Genomic DNA, 15,161 nt, shown 5'->3' with positions numbered 1-15,161 from the left:
AACGCGCCTGCCGGGGGCAGGCAGGCGCGGCCAGATTTGTTTGGGAACAAATCTGGCAAGAAATTCACGCCGCGCTGCCGTATGAAAATAGGGCGCCAAACTCACCCCCGTATCGTGTCACCCTTTTGCAGCGTCGGGAACAGTTCGATCACCTCGCCGCCGATGGTGCCAGAGGCGTGTTTGCCGGCGATGATCTCTGCCGCAACCCGGCCGATTTCCAACCGGCAAGCGTCCATCGTCGCCAGTTTGCGCGGCAAACCATCCAGCAATTCAACGCCATTGAACCCAGCCAGACCGATCTGCCCCGGCACGTCGATGCCTTTCGACAGGCAATACAAAAGTCCACCTGCGCCGATCATGTCATTTGAATAATACAGGAAATCCACCTGCGGATTGCGCGTCAGCACCGCTTCGGTCATCTCGCGCCCCTTCAGCAGCGCTGATCCGCCCGAGTAAAACTCGCGCTCCACCAACGATAGCCCCGCTTTCGCCAAAGCCTCCTCGAACCCTTCCAGCCGTTTGCGCGCCCGGTGGTCGTGCGGCATCATCGTGCCAAGGAAGGCAATATTGCGATAGCCCGCGGCGATGATCGCCTCGGCCATTTGCCGTCCGGCGCGGCGGTGCGAGATGCCAACCGCGCTATCGACCGGGCTGCCGTCAATATCCATGATCTCGACAATCGGAATCCCGGCCTGCGCCAGCATCGCCTGCGACGCATCGGTATGCTCAAGCCCTGCGATGATCACGCCCGAGGGCCGCCACGACAGCATCTCATACAGCACCGATTCCTCGCGGTCGGGCGAGTAATTCGTCACCCCCACAACGGGTTGCAGGCCGGTGTCCTCCAGCGTGTCGGAAATGCCGGTCATCACCTCGGGGAACACCATGTTCGACAGCGAGGGGATGATCACCGCCACCAGATTGACCCGCTGGCTCGCCAAGGCCCCGGCGATCTTGTTCGGCACATAGCCCAGTCGGCGCGCGGCCTCCAACACCCGCTCGCGCGTGGTGTCCGACACATCGCCACGGTTGCGCAGCACGCGGCTGACCGTCATTTCGCTGACGCCTGACGCCTCGGACACATCGCGAAGGGTCAGGGTGCGGCGCGGATCAGAGATCGGGGGTTTGCTCAAGGGACTGGCCTGCAAAAGGGTTTCTTCCTTGTTATCGCCAATTGCGCATATGTCCAAGCCCCCGTTGGCCGATGCGCCCGCAGCCACGGACGCGGGCCGAAGATATGGCTTGTTTCGCGCGGCGATTTGCGCTATGTTAGCGGTAACAGCATTCGTGCTGGCGATATTCGGCGCGTCCTGCAAGCTCTCAACCCAGACGCGACGAACCCGAGGGGGAGTGGTGGGCCAAAAGTCACTCCCCCTTAATTTCCCCCCGTTGTTTTTGCCGATCTGCGCGGCCAATCCTGTTGCATCTGGCTTGGTTTTTTCGCATGAAAGGGCGTGTGACTCCGTAGCTCAGCCGGATAGAGCGGCGGTTTCCTAAACCGTAGGCCGCGTGTTCGAATCACGCCGGGGTCACCATTTTTACAAAGGAATGGTCATGCGGACGCAGGCGCTTCAAGGGTTTCTGACCGCTGTCGAGGCGGGCTTGCAGGCGACACAGGGCGTCGCGGCCGAAGTTGCGGCAACTGCCGTGGCACGCTGGCGCGGTGCTGCGGGTGTCGCCCAGCCCAAAACCGAACGCCTGCCGGTCTGCGACTGGATCGCCCCGGCACTGGCCGCCAATCCCTGCGCGCTGACCCAAAGCTTTGCCCAGATCGAGCAGCACCTGTGCTGGACCCGCAGGTCAACGGCGCGGCCCGAAGATACCGTGTTCTGGAACGGCCACGCCAATGCGTTGGTGCTGGGGCCGGGCGGACTGGAAGAGCGTGACGATGTCTGGCTGGGCGTCACGGTGATGGCCCCGAATGTGCTTTACCCCGACCACAACCACCCGCCCGCCGAGGTCTATCTGCCGATGAGCGCTGGGGAATGGTGGAACGCCGATATGAACTGGACCGACCCCGGTTTGCAGGGCTTCATCTACAATCCACCGGGGATCTTGCACGCGATGCGGTCCGGGCCAGCGCCGTTTCTGGCGCTGTGGGTGCTGCCGATCTAGCCATCGTGCGGGCTGGCCAAGATTGGCCCTTGCAGGTGGAAATCCGCCTGAACCACAACATATTGTATAAATCGGGCGAAACTCAGCCTTAAAGCACAAGTCATTCCCAGATGGGAAGGATTTTCGCCACGCCTGCGCCGCCTGCCGCAAACAAAAGGGCCCGCGTGATGCGGGCCCTTTCTATCACGCGTCCAGATGTTCGACGTTCAGCGCATTGGCCTGAATGAAGTCGCGGCGGGGTTCCACAACATCCCCCATCAGCTTGGTGAAAATGTCGTCGGCCTCGGCCAGATCATCGACCTTCACCTGCAGCAGCGTGCGCGCTTCGGGGTCAAGCGTGGTTTCCCACAGCTGTTCCGGGTTCATCTCGCCCAGACCTTTGTAGCGTTGCAGCGTCAGGCCCTTTTCCCCCTCGGCCAGCACCGATTTCAGCAGATCAATCGGGCCATGCACCAGTTGCTCGCGGTCTTTGCGGGTCAGCTTGGCGGGGTCGCGATAGACATCACGGGTCTCGCGCGAAATCGACGCCAACCGCCGCGCCTCGCCCGAGCGCAGAACCGCACCGTCCAGCGTGCGCAGCTCTTCCACACCGCGCAGCACGCGGCTCAGGCGGATGCCGTGATCTTGCGTGATGCGGCCCGTCCAGCCCTTTTCATACTCGGCAGCGATCAGGTTCAACCGTTCGGCCACGGTATTGGCCACCGCTTGCAGGTCACTGTCGGCTTGGCCCTGATCGAACGCCCCGGCCAAAGCCGCCTGTTCCAGAATCCCGCGCGGGTAGTTGGTGGGGAAGCTGTCCAGCGCCCGGCGGAAAGCCCGCGCGCCGTCGATCACCCGGCGCAGGTCGGCCCCGGCAAGTTCCTCGCCATGCGGCAGGATCAGCACGGCACCCTCAAGCCCCATGTCGATCAGGTAATCTTCCAGCGCGGATTGGTCCTTGATGTAAACCTCAGACTTGCCGCGCGCGACCTTATACAAAGGCGGCTGCGCGATATAGAGATGCCCCGCCTCAATCAGTTCCGGCATCTGCCGGAAGAAGAAGGTCAGGATCAGCGTGCGGATATGCGCGCCATCCACATCGGCATCGGTCATGATGATGATCTTGTGATAGCGCAGCTTCGCCAGATTGAACTCATCGCGGCCAATCCCGGTGCCCATCGCGGTGATCAGCGTGCCGATTTCCTGGCTGGCCAGCATCCGGTCAAACCGGGCGCGCTCGACGTTCAGGATCTTGCCCTTCAGCGGCAGCACCGCCTGATTGGCGCGGCTTCTGCCCTGCTTGGCCGACCCCCCTGCCGAGTCACCCTCGACCAGGAACAGTTCGGCCTTCGAGGCGTCTTTCTCCTGACAATCGGCCAGCTTCCCTGGCAGATTCGACACATCCAGCGCCGTCTTGCGGCGGGTCAACTCGCGCGCCTTGCGGGCAGCTTCGCGGGCCATCGCGGCCTCGATGATCTTGCCAACGATGATCTTGGCGTTCTGCGGGTTTTCTTCAAACCATTCCGCCAGCTTTTCGTTGACCATATTCTCAACCGCCGGACGCACTTCCGACGACACCAGCTTGTCTTTCGTCTGACTCGAGAATTTCGGATCAGGCACTTTCACCGACAACACGCAAGTCAGCCCCTCACGCGCATCATCGCCGGTGAAATCGACCTTCTCGCGCTTGGCGATGCCCGAGGATTGCGCATAGGCGTTGATGGTGCGGGTCAGCGCGCCCCGGAAACCGGCCAAATGCGTGCCGCCATCCCGCTGCGGGATGTTGTTGGTGAAGGGCAGAACCATCTCGTTATAGCTGTCGTTCCACCACATCGCGACTTCCACCACGATGCCGTTACGCTCACCGATCATGTAGATCGGTTCGGCCATGATCGAGGTTTTCGAACGGTCGATGTATTTGACGAATTCCTTCACACCGCCTTCATAGAAAAGCTCGGTGTGCAGGGCTTCGGCGGGGCGTTCATCTTCGATGATGATCCGCACACCCGAATTCAGGAACGCCAGTTCGCGCAGACGGTGTTCCAGCGTCTTGAAGCTGTAGTCCAGATTGGAGAACGTGCCATCCGGGATGTTGGTCTTGGCCGATGCCAGAAACCGCACCTCGGTGCCCCGCATCCCCGGCGCTGGGCCAACCTCATGCACATGCACCACGCATTCGCCATGCTCAAATCGGGCGCGATATTCGATGTCGTTGCGCCAAACCGTCAGCTCCAGCCATTCCGACAGCGCATTGACCACCGAAACGCCCACGCCATGCAAGCCGCCCGACACCTTGTAGGCATTGCCGGAATCGTCGGTGTTGTTGAATTTGCCGCCCGCGTGCAACTGGGTCATGATGACCTCGGCGGCTGACACACCCTCTTCCTTGTGCATATCGACCGGGATGCCGCGCCCGTTATCGCGCACCGAAACCGAGTTGTCGGCGTGGATTTTCACCGTCACCGCCGTGGCATGTCCGGCCAAAGCCTCATCAATGCCGTTGTCGACGACTTCATACACCATATGGTGCAGACCCGAGCCGTCGTCGGTATCGCCGATATACATGCCGGGACGCTTGCGAACAGCCTCTAGGCCTTTGAGAACTTTGATAGAATCTGCGCCATAGGATTCAGGCTTCTTGGGCTCTTCGGCCATGTGGTTTTCACCCCTTGAATTACCTGCGCAATATAGCGGTTCAGGGGGGGGATGTCACGCCTTGGGCCCAATATTTAGCGGTTTGACGCTGCAATCACCAAGCCAACGCCAATCAGCAAAATCCCCGAGATCAGGTTCAGTTTGCGGATGCTTTCCGGGCTGGACAACAGGCGGCGGGCGCGGTCGAGAAACAGCGCAAGGCCGATGTTGCCCAGCATCGGCACGGTGGCAGAAACCAGCAGGATCGCCGCGATGTCGGGGGCCTTGACGCGCGAAAGATCAAAGAACCCCGGCAGCACACCCATGTAGAACAGGATGGCCTTGGGGTTGCCGATCACCGCCGCGACGCCAACGGCAAAGCCCGCCCACATGCCCGGTTTGGTCATCCGCCCATCGGTGCTGGGGGCGACGGCAGGCTTGCGGATCAGCAGAATACCCATGACGACGAACACCACAGCCGCAACCCAGCGTAGGGCGTGCAGGAAATCGGCATAGACCGAGACGATCCAGGTCAGCCCAAAGATCGCAGCCATCGGCCAGATCAGATCGCCCAAGGCCACACCAACGGCCAGCGGCCATGCACTGGCAAAACCACCCGACAAAGCCCGCGCGGTCAGCGCCACCCAAACCGGGCCGGGGATCACCCAAAGCAAGGCCATGCCGCCCGCGTAAAGCATCAATTCGTAAAACGTGACGGTCATGATTATTCCCCCCGCGGCTTGCTTAGAAGAGCGGGCCGAGCATGTCCAGCGGGGCGGTGGCGGGCCAGATTTGGGCGCGCAGGGGCAGCACCATCAGGGTCTCCGCAGGCTCGGTGGTTATGGCAGTGGTGTGGGTGTTGGTCATCTCGACAAAGGTCAGGATGTTGCTGTGCCCAGCAAAGCCGTGGCCTGCGTAAAGCGGGGCGGTGCCGAACAGGGTCAGAAACTGGGCAGGGCTGGTGCGGCAGTGCCGGATCGCGGTTTGCAGCAGGCGGCTGGCAAGGCCTTGGCCGCGCTGGTTGGGGTGGGTGCAGACCTCGGCCAGACCGGCTGTATCGACCATGTCGGGGCCAAGCCGGACGGCGCGCAGCAGGATCGCGATATGTGCGGTGATCTGGCCCTGATCGCGGTGGATCACCCGCAGGTGCGGGCGCTGGCGCAGATAGCTGCGCTGGTCGAAATTATCGCCAAAGCAGAGGGTCAGCAGATGGGCGATCTGCGTCTCATCTGCTGCGGTCAGCGCCCATTCGGGGATGATTTCGATCATGGGCTGACCTCGGATTGGCCTTGGTGATCGCTGACATGCAGGGTTTGTCCGCGCGCGCCAAGGCTGTCGAACAGATTGGCCTCGGTTCCCGTCATCAGGGCTTGCGCACCCAAGGCGCAGATCTCGTCGTAAAGCGCGGCGCGGCGGGCGGTGTCCAAGTGAGCGGCCACCTCATCCAGCAGCAGGATCGGCGCAGCCCCGAGATCGGCGGACAGCGCGCGGGCATTGGCAAGGATCAGGCTGATTAGTAGGGCCTTTTGCTCGCCGGTAGAGCATTGCGCAGCGGGGGTGGCTTTGGCGGTAAACATCGCGGCAAGATCGGCGCGGTGCGGCCCGATCAGCGTGCGGCCCGCCGCCATGTCGCGGCGGCGGTTGTCGGCGAGGGCTGGGCCAAGATCGGCGGCATCCTCGCCGATCAGCGTCAGATCGGCGCGCGGAAAGGCGGTTTCGGCATCGGCTTGGGCGGCGTGCAGGCGGGCGAGGGCGGCCTCACGGTTGGCGGTGATCTGCGCGCCCGCCTGCGCCATCTGACTTTCCAGAGCGCCATACCAATGCGGATCGGTGATCTGGTCTTTCAGCAAACGGTTGCGGTCGCGCATGGCCTTTTCATAGGCCAGCACCGCCTCGGCATGGTCAGGCGTGAAAGACAGGGTAAGCCGATCAAGAAACCGCCGCCGCCCCTCAGCCGCCTCGATCCACAGCCGATCCATCGCGGGCACCAGCCACAGCACGCGAGCGATGCGGCCAAGCGCGGTCTGCGTGGCCAGTTTGCCGTCAATGCGCACAGCCCTGGCCTCACCGCCCTCGGCCCAGGTTTCCACCTGATGATCGGCGTCAAAGCCGTGGAGGTTGGCGGTGATCTTCCAGCCCAACGACTCGGGCTTGCGGGCAATCTCGTCGGCACCGGCGCGGCGCAGGCCACGACCGGGCGACAGCAGCGAAACCGCTTCAAGGATATTGGTCTTACCCGCACCATTCGGGCCGACAATCGCCACCGGGCGGCCATCAAACGCCAACCGCGCGGCCTTGTGGCTGCGGAAATGCGAAAGGCTCAGCGCGGTAATAGCCAGACCACTCACGCTTTAACCCTTCATCTTGGCGAAAATACTCTGGGGGTTTGGGGGCTAGCCCCCAATTCTGTCGCCCAGTTAAACCCGCATCGGCATGACGACATAGACCGCCGACATGTCATTGCCTTCACGCATCAGTGTCGGATCGCCCGAGGAATTGAACAGGAACACCGCGTTTTCGCGATCTACCTGAGACGCGATTTCCAGCAGATACTTGGCGTTAAAGCCGATCTCCAGCCGCTCATCGCCATAGGCCACGGCGAGTTCTTCTTCGGCGGCACCGGAATCCGGCGCGTTGACCGACAGGATCAGGCGGTCTTCGTCCAGCGCCAGTTTCACCGCGCGCGAGCGTTCCGACGACACCGTCGCCACGCGGTCCACCGCCTTGGCGAATTCGGTGGCATCAACTTCCAGACGGCGGGTGTTGCCGGTGGGAATGACGCGGGTGTAATCTGGGAAGGTGCCGTCGATGACCTTTGAGGTCAGCGTGATTGCCGGAGTAGCAAAGCGCACCTTGGTTTCCGACACCGAAACCGCGATTTCGGCGCTGTCGTCATCCAGCAGTTTCTTCAATTCGTTCACGGTCTTGCGCGGAACGATCACGCCGGGCATCCCCTGCGCGCCTTCGGGCAAGGGGGCGTCAATGCGGGCAAGGCGGTGGCCGTCGGTGGCCACACAGCGCAACACCGCGCCCACGTCACCTGTCGAGACATGCATGTAAACGCCGTTCAGGTAGTAGCGGGTTTCCTCGGTGGAAATCGCGAACTTTGCCTTGTCGAACAGGCGGCGCAGCACCGGCGCGGGGGCCGCGAAGTTCGAGGAATATTCCGAACTTGCCATCACCGGGAAATCTTCACGCGGCAGGGTGGCAAGGCTGAAGGTCGATTTGCCTGCAGCAATGGTCAGACGGCCGGAAGCCGCGTCCTCGGTCAGCGCCACCAGCGCGCCATCGGGTAGCTTGCGGATGATTTCGTGCAGCATCACGGCAGATACTGTGGTGGCGCCGGGGCGTTCCACCATCGCGGGCGCACGGTCGACCACTTCGATATCCAGATCGGTGGCGCGGAAGGACACAGTGTTGCCTTCGGCCTCGATCAGCACGTTGGCCAGGATCGGAATGGTGTTGCGGCGTTCCACCACCGATTGCGCCTGTGCCAGCGCCTTGAGCAGAGTTGCGCGTTCGATGCTGATCTTCATGTCATTCCCCTTGGCGGCACCCCCGGTCGGGGAGGCCAAAATTACCCGGATTTTGCCGGTTCACAAGCATTTTCGGGCGGTTGCAACCGAATCCGCGGCAGGCGATGCCCCAGCCGCGCGTGTTACGACTGCAATTGCCGCCGGAGCAGTTGCAGATCGTCGGAAAGCTGCGAATCGGTGGTCATCAACTCTTCGATCTTGCGCACGCCATGCATGATCGTCGTGTGATCGCGGCCACCAAAGCGACGGCCAATTTCAGGCAGACTGCGCGAGGTCAGTTGCTTGGCAAAATACATCGCCACCTGACGCGGACGCGCGATGTTGCGCAGCCGTTTCGGGCCGATCATGTCGGACAGGCGGATGTTGTAATGCTCGGCCACTTTGCGCTGGATTTCTTCGATGGTCAGCTTGCGGTCCGAGGCGCGCAGGATGTCGGCGAGGCAATCTTGCGCCAGTTCCAGCGTGATTTCACGGCCCACGAGGCTGGCAAAGGCGAACAGCCGGGTTAATGCGCCTTCCAGCACGCGGACATTGGTGGTGATGCGGTGGGCAAGGAATTCCAGCACTCCGGTGGAAATCGCCAAACCCTTGTATTGCTGGCGATAAAACTCGGCCTTCTGTTGCAGAATGCCCAAGCGCAGTTCGTAATCGGTAGGGTGCAGATCGACGACAAGGCCGGATTGCAGGCGCGATTTGATGCGGTCTTCCAAATCCTTGATCTCACCCGGCGCGCGGTCGGCGGAAATCACGATCTGTTTGTTTTGGTCAATCAAGGCGTTGAAGGTGTGGAAGAATTCCTCTTGGGTGCTGTCTTTGCCCGCGATGAATTGCACATCATCGACCATCAGCACATCGACCGAGCGGAACAATTCCTTGAAATCCATGATTTGTTTGTCGCGCAGGGCTTGGACGAAGCGATACATGAATTGCTCGGCAGACAGATACAGCACGCGCAGTTGCGGCTGGCGCGACTGAAGCTCATGCGCAATCGCGTGCATCAGGTGAGTTTTCCCCAAGCCGACGCCACCATACAGAAACAACGGGTTGAAGGTGACGGGGCCACCTTCGGCAACACGGCGGGCGGCGGCATGGGCGAGTTCGTTGGGCTTGCCGACGACAAAGCTGTCAAAGGTAAAGCGGGCATCCAGCGTGGCACCCGGCAGGTCTTCATCGCTGCGCGCACGGGTTGCTTTGGCAGTGGCCGGGCGGGCGGGCTTTTCCGGCGTGGGGGCTGCGGCGGGGGTATTCAGCGGCACGAAAAACTCGGTGCGGCCAGCGGCATGGCCCTCGGCATTCAAGAGGCCAAGGATATGATCGGAATAGTTGCGCGACACCCAGTCGCCGAAAAAGGTGGTGGGCACTTCAAACCGCGCGACACCATCGCGCAGACCGGCCCAGCGCAGGGGTTCGATCCAACTGGTAAAATTGTTCTTGCCGATCCGCTTTGCCAGCGTCTCGCGTACCTTGCCCCAGGCCTCGTGCGTCATTCTCTTGTCTTCCCCAAGCGCCTTACGCGGATGCGATGGCGCCTTCTGTTTGTCCCACGTTCCCACGCGGTTCAGCACGACTGTTTCCACCGGAAAAACACTCTGGGTACGCAGGGCAAAGACCCGCACACACAAGAGCGCCCCAACCCGGTGGAGGGGACAAAACTTTAACGTCCGCTTCCCTAAGATCGGGGGCGGTGTTTTGAAATTCTGTTGGCCAAATTCTGGCGCAAGCAGTGTAACATTCGGACGGAAAAGGATAATTTCAGGTTGTTTTACGTTTGGCTTGGCAGCAACGCCCCTGATTTTTCTACTTTTACGGCCTCATGTCCCCCAGACGAAGTGAATCGCTTGGGCAAGTTAGCAAGCCGTCGCGGGGCGCTGCAACCGAACTTGTTGCTTGACAGGAGTTTGCTTTCGCGAATCCCCCGGACCGTGCAATTCGGCAACGCTGCGGGCAGAAACCGCGAAAAATTGCGTCTTGGAATCGGGCTGACGCTTGCGTTTTGCGATTTCAGGACAGTGCGGATGACCGATTCTACGACCCGCTTGCGGGCCGGTTTCTGTGCGGAAATGCGATAGGGCGCGGCCTTTCGGCGCGCGCCCTATCGTGACGTAAGGTCAGCTTGGGCTTGGCAGCCCGATCAGTTCAGGCAGCCGGGGTTGCCAGCGCTTTGACGCGCGATGCCAGACGCGAGATTTTGCGCGACACTGTGTTCTTGTGCATGACACCTTTCGAGACGCCGCGTGCCAGTTCCGGCTGTGCGTTCTTCAGGGCCAGAGCAGCGGCTTCTTGGTTGCCGGAAGCCAGAGCTTCTTCAACTTTGCGCAGGAAGGTGCGGATGCGCGAACGGCGGGCTTTGTTGATGTCTTGACGGGCTTCAGCCTGACGAGCGCGTTTTTTAGACTGGGCAGTGTTTGCCATGGGTGGTGTATCCTTGGGGTCGGTTAAATTCGGTCGCGCAAAAACCCCAAGGCCCCCTCAAAGGTGAAGGGATGATTCTGCCTAGAAGCGGGCTCACACGCATGTAACGCAGGCCTATAGGGCAAGTGGGGCCGAAAGGAAACAGCTAATCTGCCGCTGATTGCGGGCGTTGACCCGGCATGGGTCGCGCGCGATGATGGCTGCAACCGATGATGACGGACATTTGCCCATGGATATGACTCGCCCGCCCGCCCATCTGTCTGCAACGGCGCTGGCGATGATTGCAAGCCCGGACCTGTTCAGCAATCTGCGCCGCACGCGGATCACCCGCACGGTTTACGATGGCACGCCGATTTTCTTCACGGTGGCTGATCGCAAAGACCGCATTCAGGCGCGCCATGCCAAGGGGCGGTTTTACGAGCCCGAGGAGTTGAAACTGATCGCACAGCACTTTCCGCGCGGCGGGGTGTTTTGTGATGCCGGGGCGAATATCGGCAATCATTCGATCTATGCGCTGAAACTGCTGGGTGCGTCGGCCAGTATCCCGTTTGAACCAAATCCGGCGGCCTATGAATTGTTTCTGTCGAACATGATCCTGAACGGGTGTCTGGATCAGGTGAACCTTTCGACGCTGGGTTACGGTCTGTCAGACAGCAGCGATGTGCCGTCGATGAATCTTGAGGCGCGCGAGAAAAATCTGGGTGCGACGCGGCTGGTGGCCTCGGATGAAGGTCAGATCACCATGGCGGCGGGTGATGCGCTGCTGGCGGGCGCGCGGATTGATTTTCTGAAGGTGGATGTCGAGGGGATGGAACTGGAGGTGCTGCGCGGGTTTGAGCAAACCATCGCGGCCCATCGTCCGCCGATCTTTCTTGAGGTCGATCACAAGAACAATGACGCGCTGATGGCATGGGCTGGGGCGCACGGCTATGGCGTGCTGGTCGAGGGGCGGTCGTTCAAGATGAACCGCAACGTGCTGTTGGGGCCGGTCGGATAGCGCAACGCTATGTAAAATGGCCGCCACGTTTCTGCGCGGCGGCCATGTGTTTGCAAGTCAAGGCTCAGGCGTTTTCTTTCGCCATCAGTGTTTCGGTCGAGGCGAAGAACATCGCCTGACTGACGGCAGAGCGCACTTGTTCTTCGGTATAGGGCTTGTTGATCAGGAAAGCGGGTTCGGGGCGTTTGCCGGTCAGCAGACGTTCCGGGAAGGCGGTGATAAAGATCACCGGAATCTGATCGAAACCGCCGAGAATGTCGTTCACCGCATCAATGCCCGACGAACTGTCGGCCAGATGAATGTCAGCCAGAATCAGATCAGGCATTTCTGCCTTGGCCAAAGCCACGGCTTCCTTGCGGGTGCGTGCCACGCCCGTGATCTGATGGCCCATGCCTTCGACGATGCCGATGATGTCCATGGCGATGATCGCCTCGTCCTCGATGATCATCACGCGGCCGCTGACGGTATCCGTCATCTCACGCAGGGCGAGCGTGATCAGGCCTTGGGCTTCTTCGGCGTCGATCTGCATGATGGCTGCGATCTGTTCCAGCGAGAAGCTTTCGATGTAGTGCAGCAGCAATGCCTCGCGGCTGTTCGGTGTCAGATCAGCCATATGCGCTTGGGCTGCGGCAGAAAGCCGATCATCCGCTTGGCCCAAAGGTGCGCCAGAACTTGCCCAAACCATGTGGAAAACATTGAACAACGCAACTTTTGCATCATCTGCTTCACCGATCAGCGCGGGTTCGGCCAACACGGTTTCCAAGGCCGCAACCGCATACTGATCGCCGCTGGTCTGATTTCCCGTCAAAGCGCGCGCATAGCGGCGAAGGCTGGGCAGATGCGCCGCAACCAGATCGGAAAGATTTGCCTTTGCTTCGGCGCTCATTATTTTACTCCCACTTCGATTTTCTTGGGAACCAAACGCACCGGACCGCGTTTGGTTCCCCGAGTAGAACGGGAATTTGTAAAATGCGCAATCATGGTTCGAGGCCGGAGCAGGACGGTCAATCAGACCAGATCAAGGCTCAGATCGAAGAAAACCTAAAGCGGGTGTACCAGTCGGCTTTGGTCGAGGAAGTGCCTGACCGCTTCAAAATGCTGTTGCAGCAGTTGAAAGAAAAAGACGCTGGTAAGAACGAGGCTCAGAAATGAACTCGGATCCGGCAGCTGAAACGGATCCGCGTGATCAGCTTGTGGAGCATTTGCGCCCCCTGCGCGCCTTTGCTATCAGCTTGACGCGGAATGTGGCCGCAGCGGATGACCTGGTGCAAGATACCATTTTGAAGGCCTGGGCCAGCATCGACAAGTTTCAACGCGGCAGCAATTTGCAGGCCTGGCTGTTCACGATTCTGCGCAACACCTATTATTCCAGCTTGCGCAAATCCCGCCGCGAGGTTTCTGACCCGGATGGGGCCTATGCCGCTGGCTTGAGCGTGAAACCAGATCACGATGGTCGCATGGCTTTCACCGACTTTTTGCGGGCATTTGATGCCTTGTCGGATGAACACCGCGAAGTGCTGATCCTTGTGGGTGCCTCGGGGTTTTCCACCGAGGAAGCCGCCGAGATGATGGGTGTCGCTGCGGGCACCGTCAAAAGCCGGGCTTCGCGGGCGCGCAAACGGTTGGCGCAACTGCTGGGGCTGGCCGATGGTGAGGGCATGTTTTCCGGCATAGATGCCATCACCGACGCAGTTATAGGACGGGGTGCGGCCGCCACCGGATGAACACGCACAAATCTCCTTCGCAGCAACCAGCAGCGCGTCCGCCGTTTCACAACCGGCTGGGCGCGCGTTTGGCTTTAATGGTCGCAGTGGCAATGTTGCCGCTGGGATTGCTGGGGCTTGTGCAATCGCGTGCCGCCAATGACGAGGCCGGACAGCGCGCAAATCTGGCGATCATGGACGAAACCTTGCGCGCAGCAACGCCGCAGATCCGGCTTATTCTGGCAGCGCAGGTGATGGCCTCGACGCTGGCGAAATCGGTGTCAGTCGCCGAGATTACCGAGGATACCACGCGTTGTCGGCAACTGATGGCGCAGGTGGCGGCAGAGGAACCTGCATTGTCGCTGGTGTCTTATGTGCCGCTGTCGGGCAAGCTGACCTGTTCCTCGGTTGGGCGCGATTTTGATCTAAGCCAGAGTGACGGCTTTCTGAAGGTGCGCGATCTGCTGAAGCCGGCCTTTAGCGTCAGCGCGAAAGGCCCGGTTTCAGGCGTTTCGGTTTTGTCGGTGACGCATCCGGTGTATGACGCGGCGGGGGTGCGGGTGGGGTTTGTCGCGCTTTCGATGCCGCATAAATCCTTGGGTGACGCGGCCATTCAGCATGACGTGGCAGAAGGTCATCAACCGCTGGCGCTGCTGACATTTGATGCCGATGGCGAGGTGCTGACCTCGTCGGTCGGTTTGCAAGAAGCGCCGCAAAGTCTGCCGGTGAACACCACGCTAAAGGGTCTGGCGCAGGGCAACGCACGAACCTTTGTGGCCGAAACCGTCGGGGGCGAGCGGCGGATATTTTCGGTCTTGCCGATGGCAGATGGTCTGTTCCTGCTCGGGTCGTGGCAACGCCCCAGCGGGATCACCGTTCTGGGTCAAGATATCGGGCCCTATGTGGTGCCATCGCTGATGTGGATTGCCGCCATGATGGTGGCGTTACTGGGTGCAGAAAGCCTGGTGGCGCGGCATATGCGGCGTGTGGTGGGGGCAATGACAGCCTTTGCTGGCGGTGATCGCAAGCGGGTGACGCTGGATCTGGCGAAAAGCCCCGCCGAGATCAAGGAACTGGGCCGCGCATTTTCTGTGATGACCGAGACGATCCTGCGCGACGAGGCCGAGCTTGAAGACATGCTGCGGCAAAAGGAAATCCTGCTGCGCGAGGTGCATCACCGCACCGGCAACAGCCTGCAACTGATCGCCTCGATCATGCGGATTCATATCCGGCAAGAAAAATCCGTGACCGTGCGGATGATTCTGGAAGGCTTGCATGATCGGGTGATGGCACTGGCGACGGTGCATATGGGGCTTTATGAGACCGCCGGTCAAAAAGATGTCAAAATGGATGCGCTGTTTTCGGGCGTGATCCGGCAGATCAGCGGTTTGGGCAAGAAAGCCAGCGCCAAGCCGCATATTGCGACCGATTTCCAGCCGATCCAATTGATCCCCGATCAGGCAGTGCCCTTGGCTTTGCTGCTGACCGAATTGCTGGCTGGTATGCCCCAATCCGAGGCGCAGGCGGGGCAGGTTGAAGTGTCGTTGCTGCTGCTGGATGGTGGCCAGCGCGCGCGGCTGCATATCAAAGGGCCGGCCAGCCTTGGCACCGCGGCGTCTGATCAGCCAACGCCGACGGCGATTGGCACGCAGTTGGTGCGCGGCTTTGCCCAGCAGATCGGCGGCGCGGTGACGGTAGCCAACACCAAGGAAGTGGTGGATGTGACCGTCGATTTCCCGATCCGCGAGGCGTTTGACGTCTGAAGATCGCCGCGCTGGGGTGGAC

The 15,161-nt window shown here is 60.8% G+C and carries 14 protein-coding genes and 1 tRNA gene; 6 read left to right on the top strand and 9 right to left on the bottom strand.

The window, feature by feature from the left end; translation table 11 throughout:
* Positions 1-101 precede the first annotated feature (101 nt).
* Complete coding sequence (locus tag ACFOGH_RS18590; RefSeq protein ID WP_380074668.1) at positions 102-1,133, bottom strand: LacI family DNA-binding transcriptional regulator; 1,032 nt, start codon at positions 1,131-1,133, stop codon at positions 102-104.
* A 325-nt stretch (positions 1,134-1,458) separates the two neighbouring features.
* Here ACFOGH_RS18590 and ACFOGH_RS18585 point away from each other — a divergent pair.
* Positions 1,459-1,535: transfer RNA gene (locus ACFOGH_RS18585), tRNA-Arg, on the top strand.
* 19 nt (positions 1,536-1,554) lie between these two features.
* Positions 1,555-2,115, top strand: a complete 561-nt coding sequence (locus tag ACFOGH_RS18580) for a dimethylsulfonioproprionate lyase family protein (RefSeq protein ID WP_380074667.1) — start codon at positions 1,555-1,557, stop codon at positions 2,113-2,115.
* 183 nt (positions 2,116-2,298) lie between these two features.
* Here ACFOGH_RS18580 and gyrB read toward each other — a convergent pair whose 3' ends face one another.
* The 7 genes from gyrB to rpsT all read right to left on the bottom strand — a co-directional run bounded on the left by gyrB (position 2,299) and on the right by rpsT (position 10,676).
* On the bottom strand, positions 2,299-4,749 hold the full coding sequence (gene gyrB, locus ACFOGH_RS18575) for a DNA topoisomerase (ATP-hydrolyzing) subunit B (RefSeq protein WP_380074666.1): 2,451 nt from the start codon (positions 4,747-4,749) through the stop codon (positions 2,299-2,301).
* Between the two features lie 74 nt (positions 4,750-4,823).
* Positions 4,824-5,450 (bottom strand): LysE family translocator, encoded by a 627-nt coding sequence (locus ACFOGH_RS18570; RefSeq protein ID WP_380074665.1) that lies wholly within the window; start codon positions 5,448-5,450, stop codon positions 4,824-4,826.
* A 22-nt stretch (positions 5,451-5,472) separates the two neighbouring features.
* A complete protein-coding gene (locus ACFOGH_RS18565) occupies positions 5,473-5,997 on the bottom strand; it encodes a GNAT family N-acetyltransferase (protein WP_380074664.1) in 525 nt (174 codons plus the stop codon).
* Positions 5,994-7,076 carry a DNA replication/repair protein RecF gene (gene recF / locus ACFOGH_RS18560; protein ID WP_380074663.1) on the bottom strand — a complete coding sequence of 361 codons (1,083 nt, stop codon included), beginning with the start codon at positions 7,074-7,076 and terminating at the stop codon, positions 5,994-5,996. Before recF ends, ACFOGH_RS18565 begins: the two co-directional genes overlap by 4 nt.
* Before the next feature lie 69 nt (positions 7,077-7,145).
* Positions 7,146-8,264 carry a DNA polymerase III subunit beta gene (gene dnaN, locus ACFOGH_RS18555; RefSeq protein WP_380074662.1) on the bottom strand — a complete coding sequence of 373 codons (1,119 nt, stop codon included), beginning with the start codon at positions 8,262-8,264 and terminating at the stop codon, positions 7,146-7,148.
* Between the two features lie 122 nt (positions 8,265-8,386).
* Positions 8,387-9,751, bottom strand: a complete 1,365-nt coding sequence (dnaA, locus tag ACFOGH_RS18550) for a chromosomal replication initiator protein DnaA (protein WP_380074661.1) — start codon at positions 9,749-9,751, stop codon at positions 8,387-8,389.
* A gap of 649 nt (positions 9,752-10,400) precedes the next feature.
* On the bottom strand, positions 10,401-10,676 hold the full coding sequence (gene rpsT / locus ACFOGH_RS18545) for a 30S ribosomal protein S20 (RefSeq protein ID WP_380074660.1): 276 nt from the start codon (positions 10,674-10,676) through the stop codon (positions 10,401-10,403).
* A 229-nt stretch (positions 10,677-10,905) separates the two neighbouring features.
* On the opposite strand from rpsT, the gene ACFOGH_RS18540 reads away from it, so the two are divergent.
* Positions 10,906-11,673: an FkbM family methyltransferase gene (locus ACFOGH_RS18540; RefSeq protein WP_380074659.1), complete on the top strand. Its 768-nt coding sequence runs from the start codon at positions 10,906-10,908 to the stop codon at positions 11,671-11,673.
* A gap of 64 nt (positions 11,674-11,737) precedes the next feature.
* Here the strand turns inward: ACFOGH_RS18540 and ACFOGH_RS18535 are convergent, their stop codons facing one another.
* Entirely contained in the window at positions 11,738-12,559 is an 822-nt protein-coding gene (locus ACFOGH_RS18535; protein WP_380074658.1) for a response regulator, read from the bottom strand.
* 83 nt (positions 12,560-12,642) lie between these two features.
* On the opposite strand from ACFOGH_RS18535, the gene ACFOGH_RS18530 reads away from it, so the two are divergent.
* The 3 genes from ACFOGH_RS18530 (at position 12,643) to ACFOGH_RS18520 (ending at position 15,139) form a co-directional block, all read left to right on the top strand.
* Positions 12,643-12,825 carry a NepR family anti-sigma factor gene (locus ACFOGH_RS18530; RefSeq protein WP_380074657.1) on the top strand — a complete coding sequence of 61 codons (183 nt, stop codon included), beginning with the start codon at positions 12,643-12,645 and terminating at the stop codon, positions 12,823-12,825.
* On the top strand, positions 12,822-13,397 hold the full coding sequence (locus ACFOGH_RS18525) for an RNA polymerase sigma factor (protein WP_380074656.1): 576 nt from the start codon (positions 12,822-12,824) through the stop codon (positions 13,395-13,397). The genes ACFOGH_RS18530 and ACFOGH_RS18525 overlap by 4 nt, the downstream gene beginning before the upstream one ends.
* Positions 13,398-13,474: 77 nt before the next feature.
* Complete coding sequence (locus ACFOGH_RS18520; protein WP_380074655.1) at positions 13,475-15,139, top strand: sensor histidine kinase; 1,665 nt, start codon at positions 13,475-13,477, stop codon at positions 15,137-15,139.
* The last annotated feature ends 22 nt before the right edge of the window (positions 15,140-15,161 follow it).

The sequence above is a fragment of the Cypionkella sinensis genome, assembly GCF_042646385.1.
Classification (GTDB): Bacteria; Pseudomonadota; Alphaproteobacteria; order Rhodobacterales; family Rhodobacteraceae; genus Cypionkella; species Cypionkella sinensis.
This window is presented reverse-complemented; position numbering and strand designations above follow the sequence as displayed.

What these genes read in the sequence shown, in the direction of transcription:
- ACFOGH_RS18535 (WP_380074658.1), bottom strand. Translation starts at nt 12,559, where the DNA reads ATGAGCGCCGAAGCAAAGGCAAATCTTTCCGATCTGGTTGCGGCGCAT.
- ACFOGH_RS18520 (WP_380074655.1), top strand. Translation starts at nt 13,475, where the DNA reads ATGGTCGCAGTGGCAATGTTGCCGCTGGGATTGCTGGGGCTTGTGCAA.
- ACFOGH_RS18580 (WP_380074667.1), top strand. Translation starts at nt 1,555, where the DNA reads ATGCGGACGCAGGCGCTTCAAGGGTTTCTGACCGCTGTCGAGGCGGGC.
- gyrB (WP_380074666.1), bottom strand. Translation starts at nt 4,749, where the DNA reads ATGGCCGAAGAGCCCAAGAAGCCTGAATCCTATGGCGCAGATTCTATC.
- ACFOGH_RS18530 (WP_380074657.1), top strand. Translation starts at nt 12,643, where the DNA reads ATGCGCAATCATGGTTCGAGGCCGGAGCAGGACGGTCAATCAGACCAG.
- ACFOGH_RS18565 (WP_380074664.1), bottom strand. Translation starts at nt 5,997, where the DNA reads ATGATCGAAATCATCCCCGAATGGGCGCTGACCGCAGCAGATGAGACG.
- ACFOGH_RS18525 (WP_380074656.1), top strand. Translation starts at nt 12,822, where the DNA reads ATGAACTCGGATCCGGCAGCTGAAACGGATCCGCGTGATCAGCTTGTG.
- ACFOGH_RS18570 (WP_380074665.1), bottom strand. Translation starts at nt 5,450, where the DNA reads ATGACCGTCACGTTTTACGAATTGATGCTTTACGCGGGCGGCATGGCC.
- dnaN (WP_380074662.1), bottom strand. Translation starts at nt 8,264, where the DNA reads ATGAAGATCAGCATCGAACGCGCAACTCTGCTCAAGGCGCTGGCACAG.
- rpsT (WP_380074660.1), bottom strand. Translation starts at nt 10,676, where the DNA reads ATGGCAAACACTGCCCAGTCTAAAAAACGCGCTCGTCAGGCTGAAGCC.
- ACFOGH_RS18540 (WP_380074659.1), top strand. Translation starts at nt 10,906, where the DNA reads ATGGATATGACTCGCCCGCCCGCCCATCTGTCTGCAACGGCGCTGGCG.
- dnaA (WP_380074661.1), bottom strand. Translation starts at nt 9,751, where the DNA reads ATGACGCACGAGGCCTGGGGCAAGGTACGCGAGACGCTGGCAAAGCGG.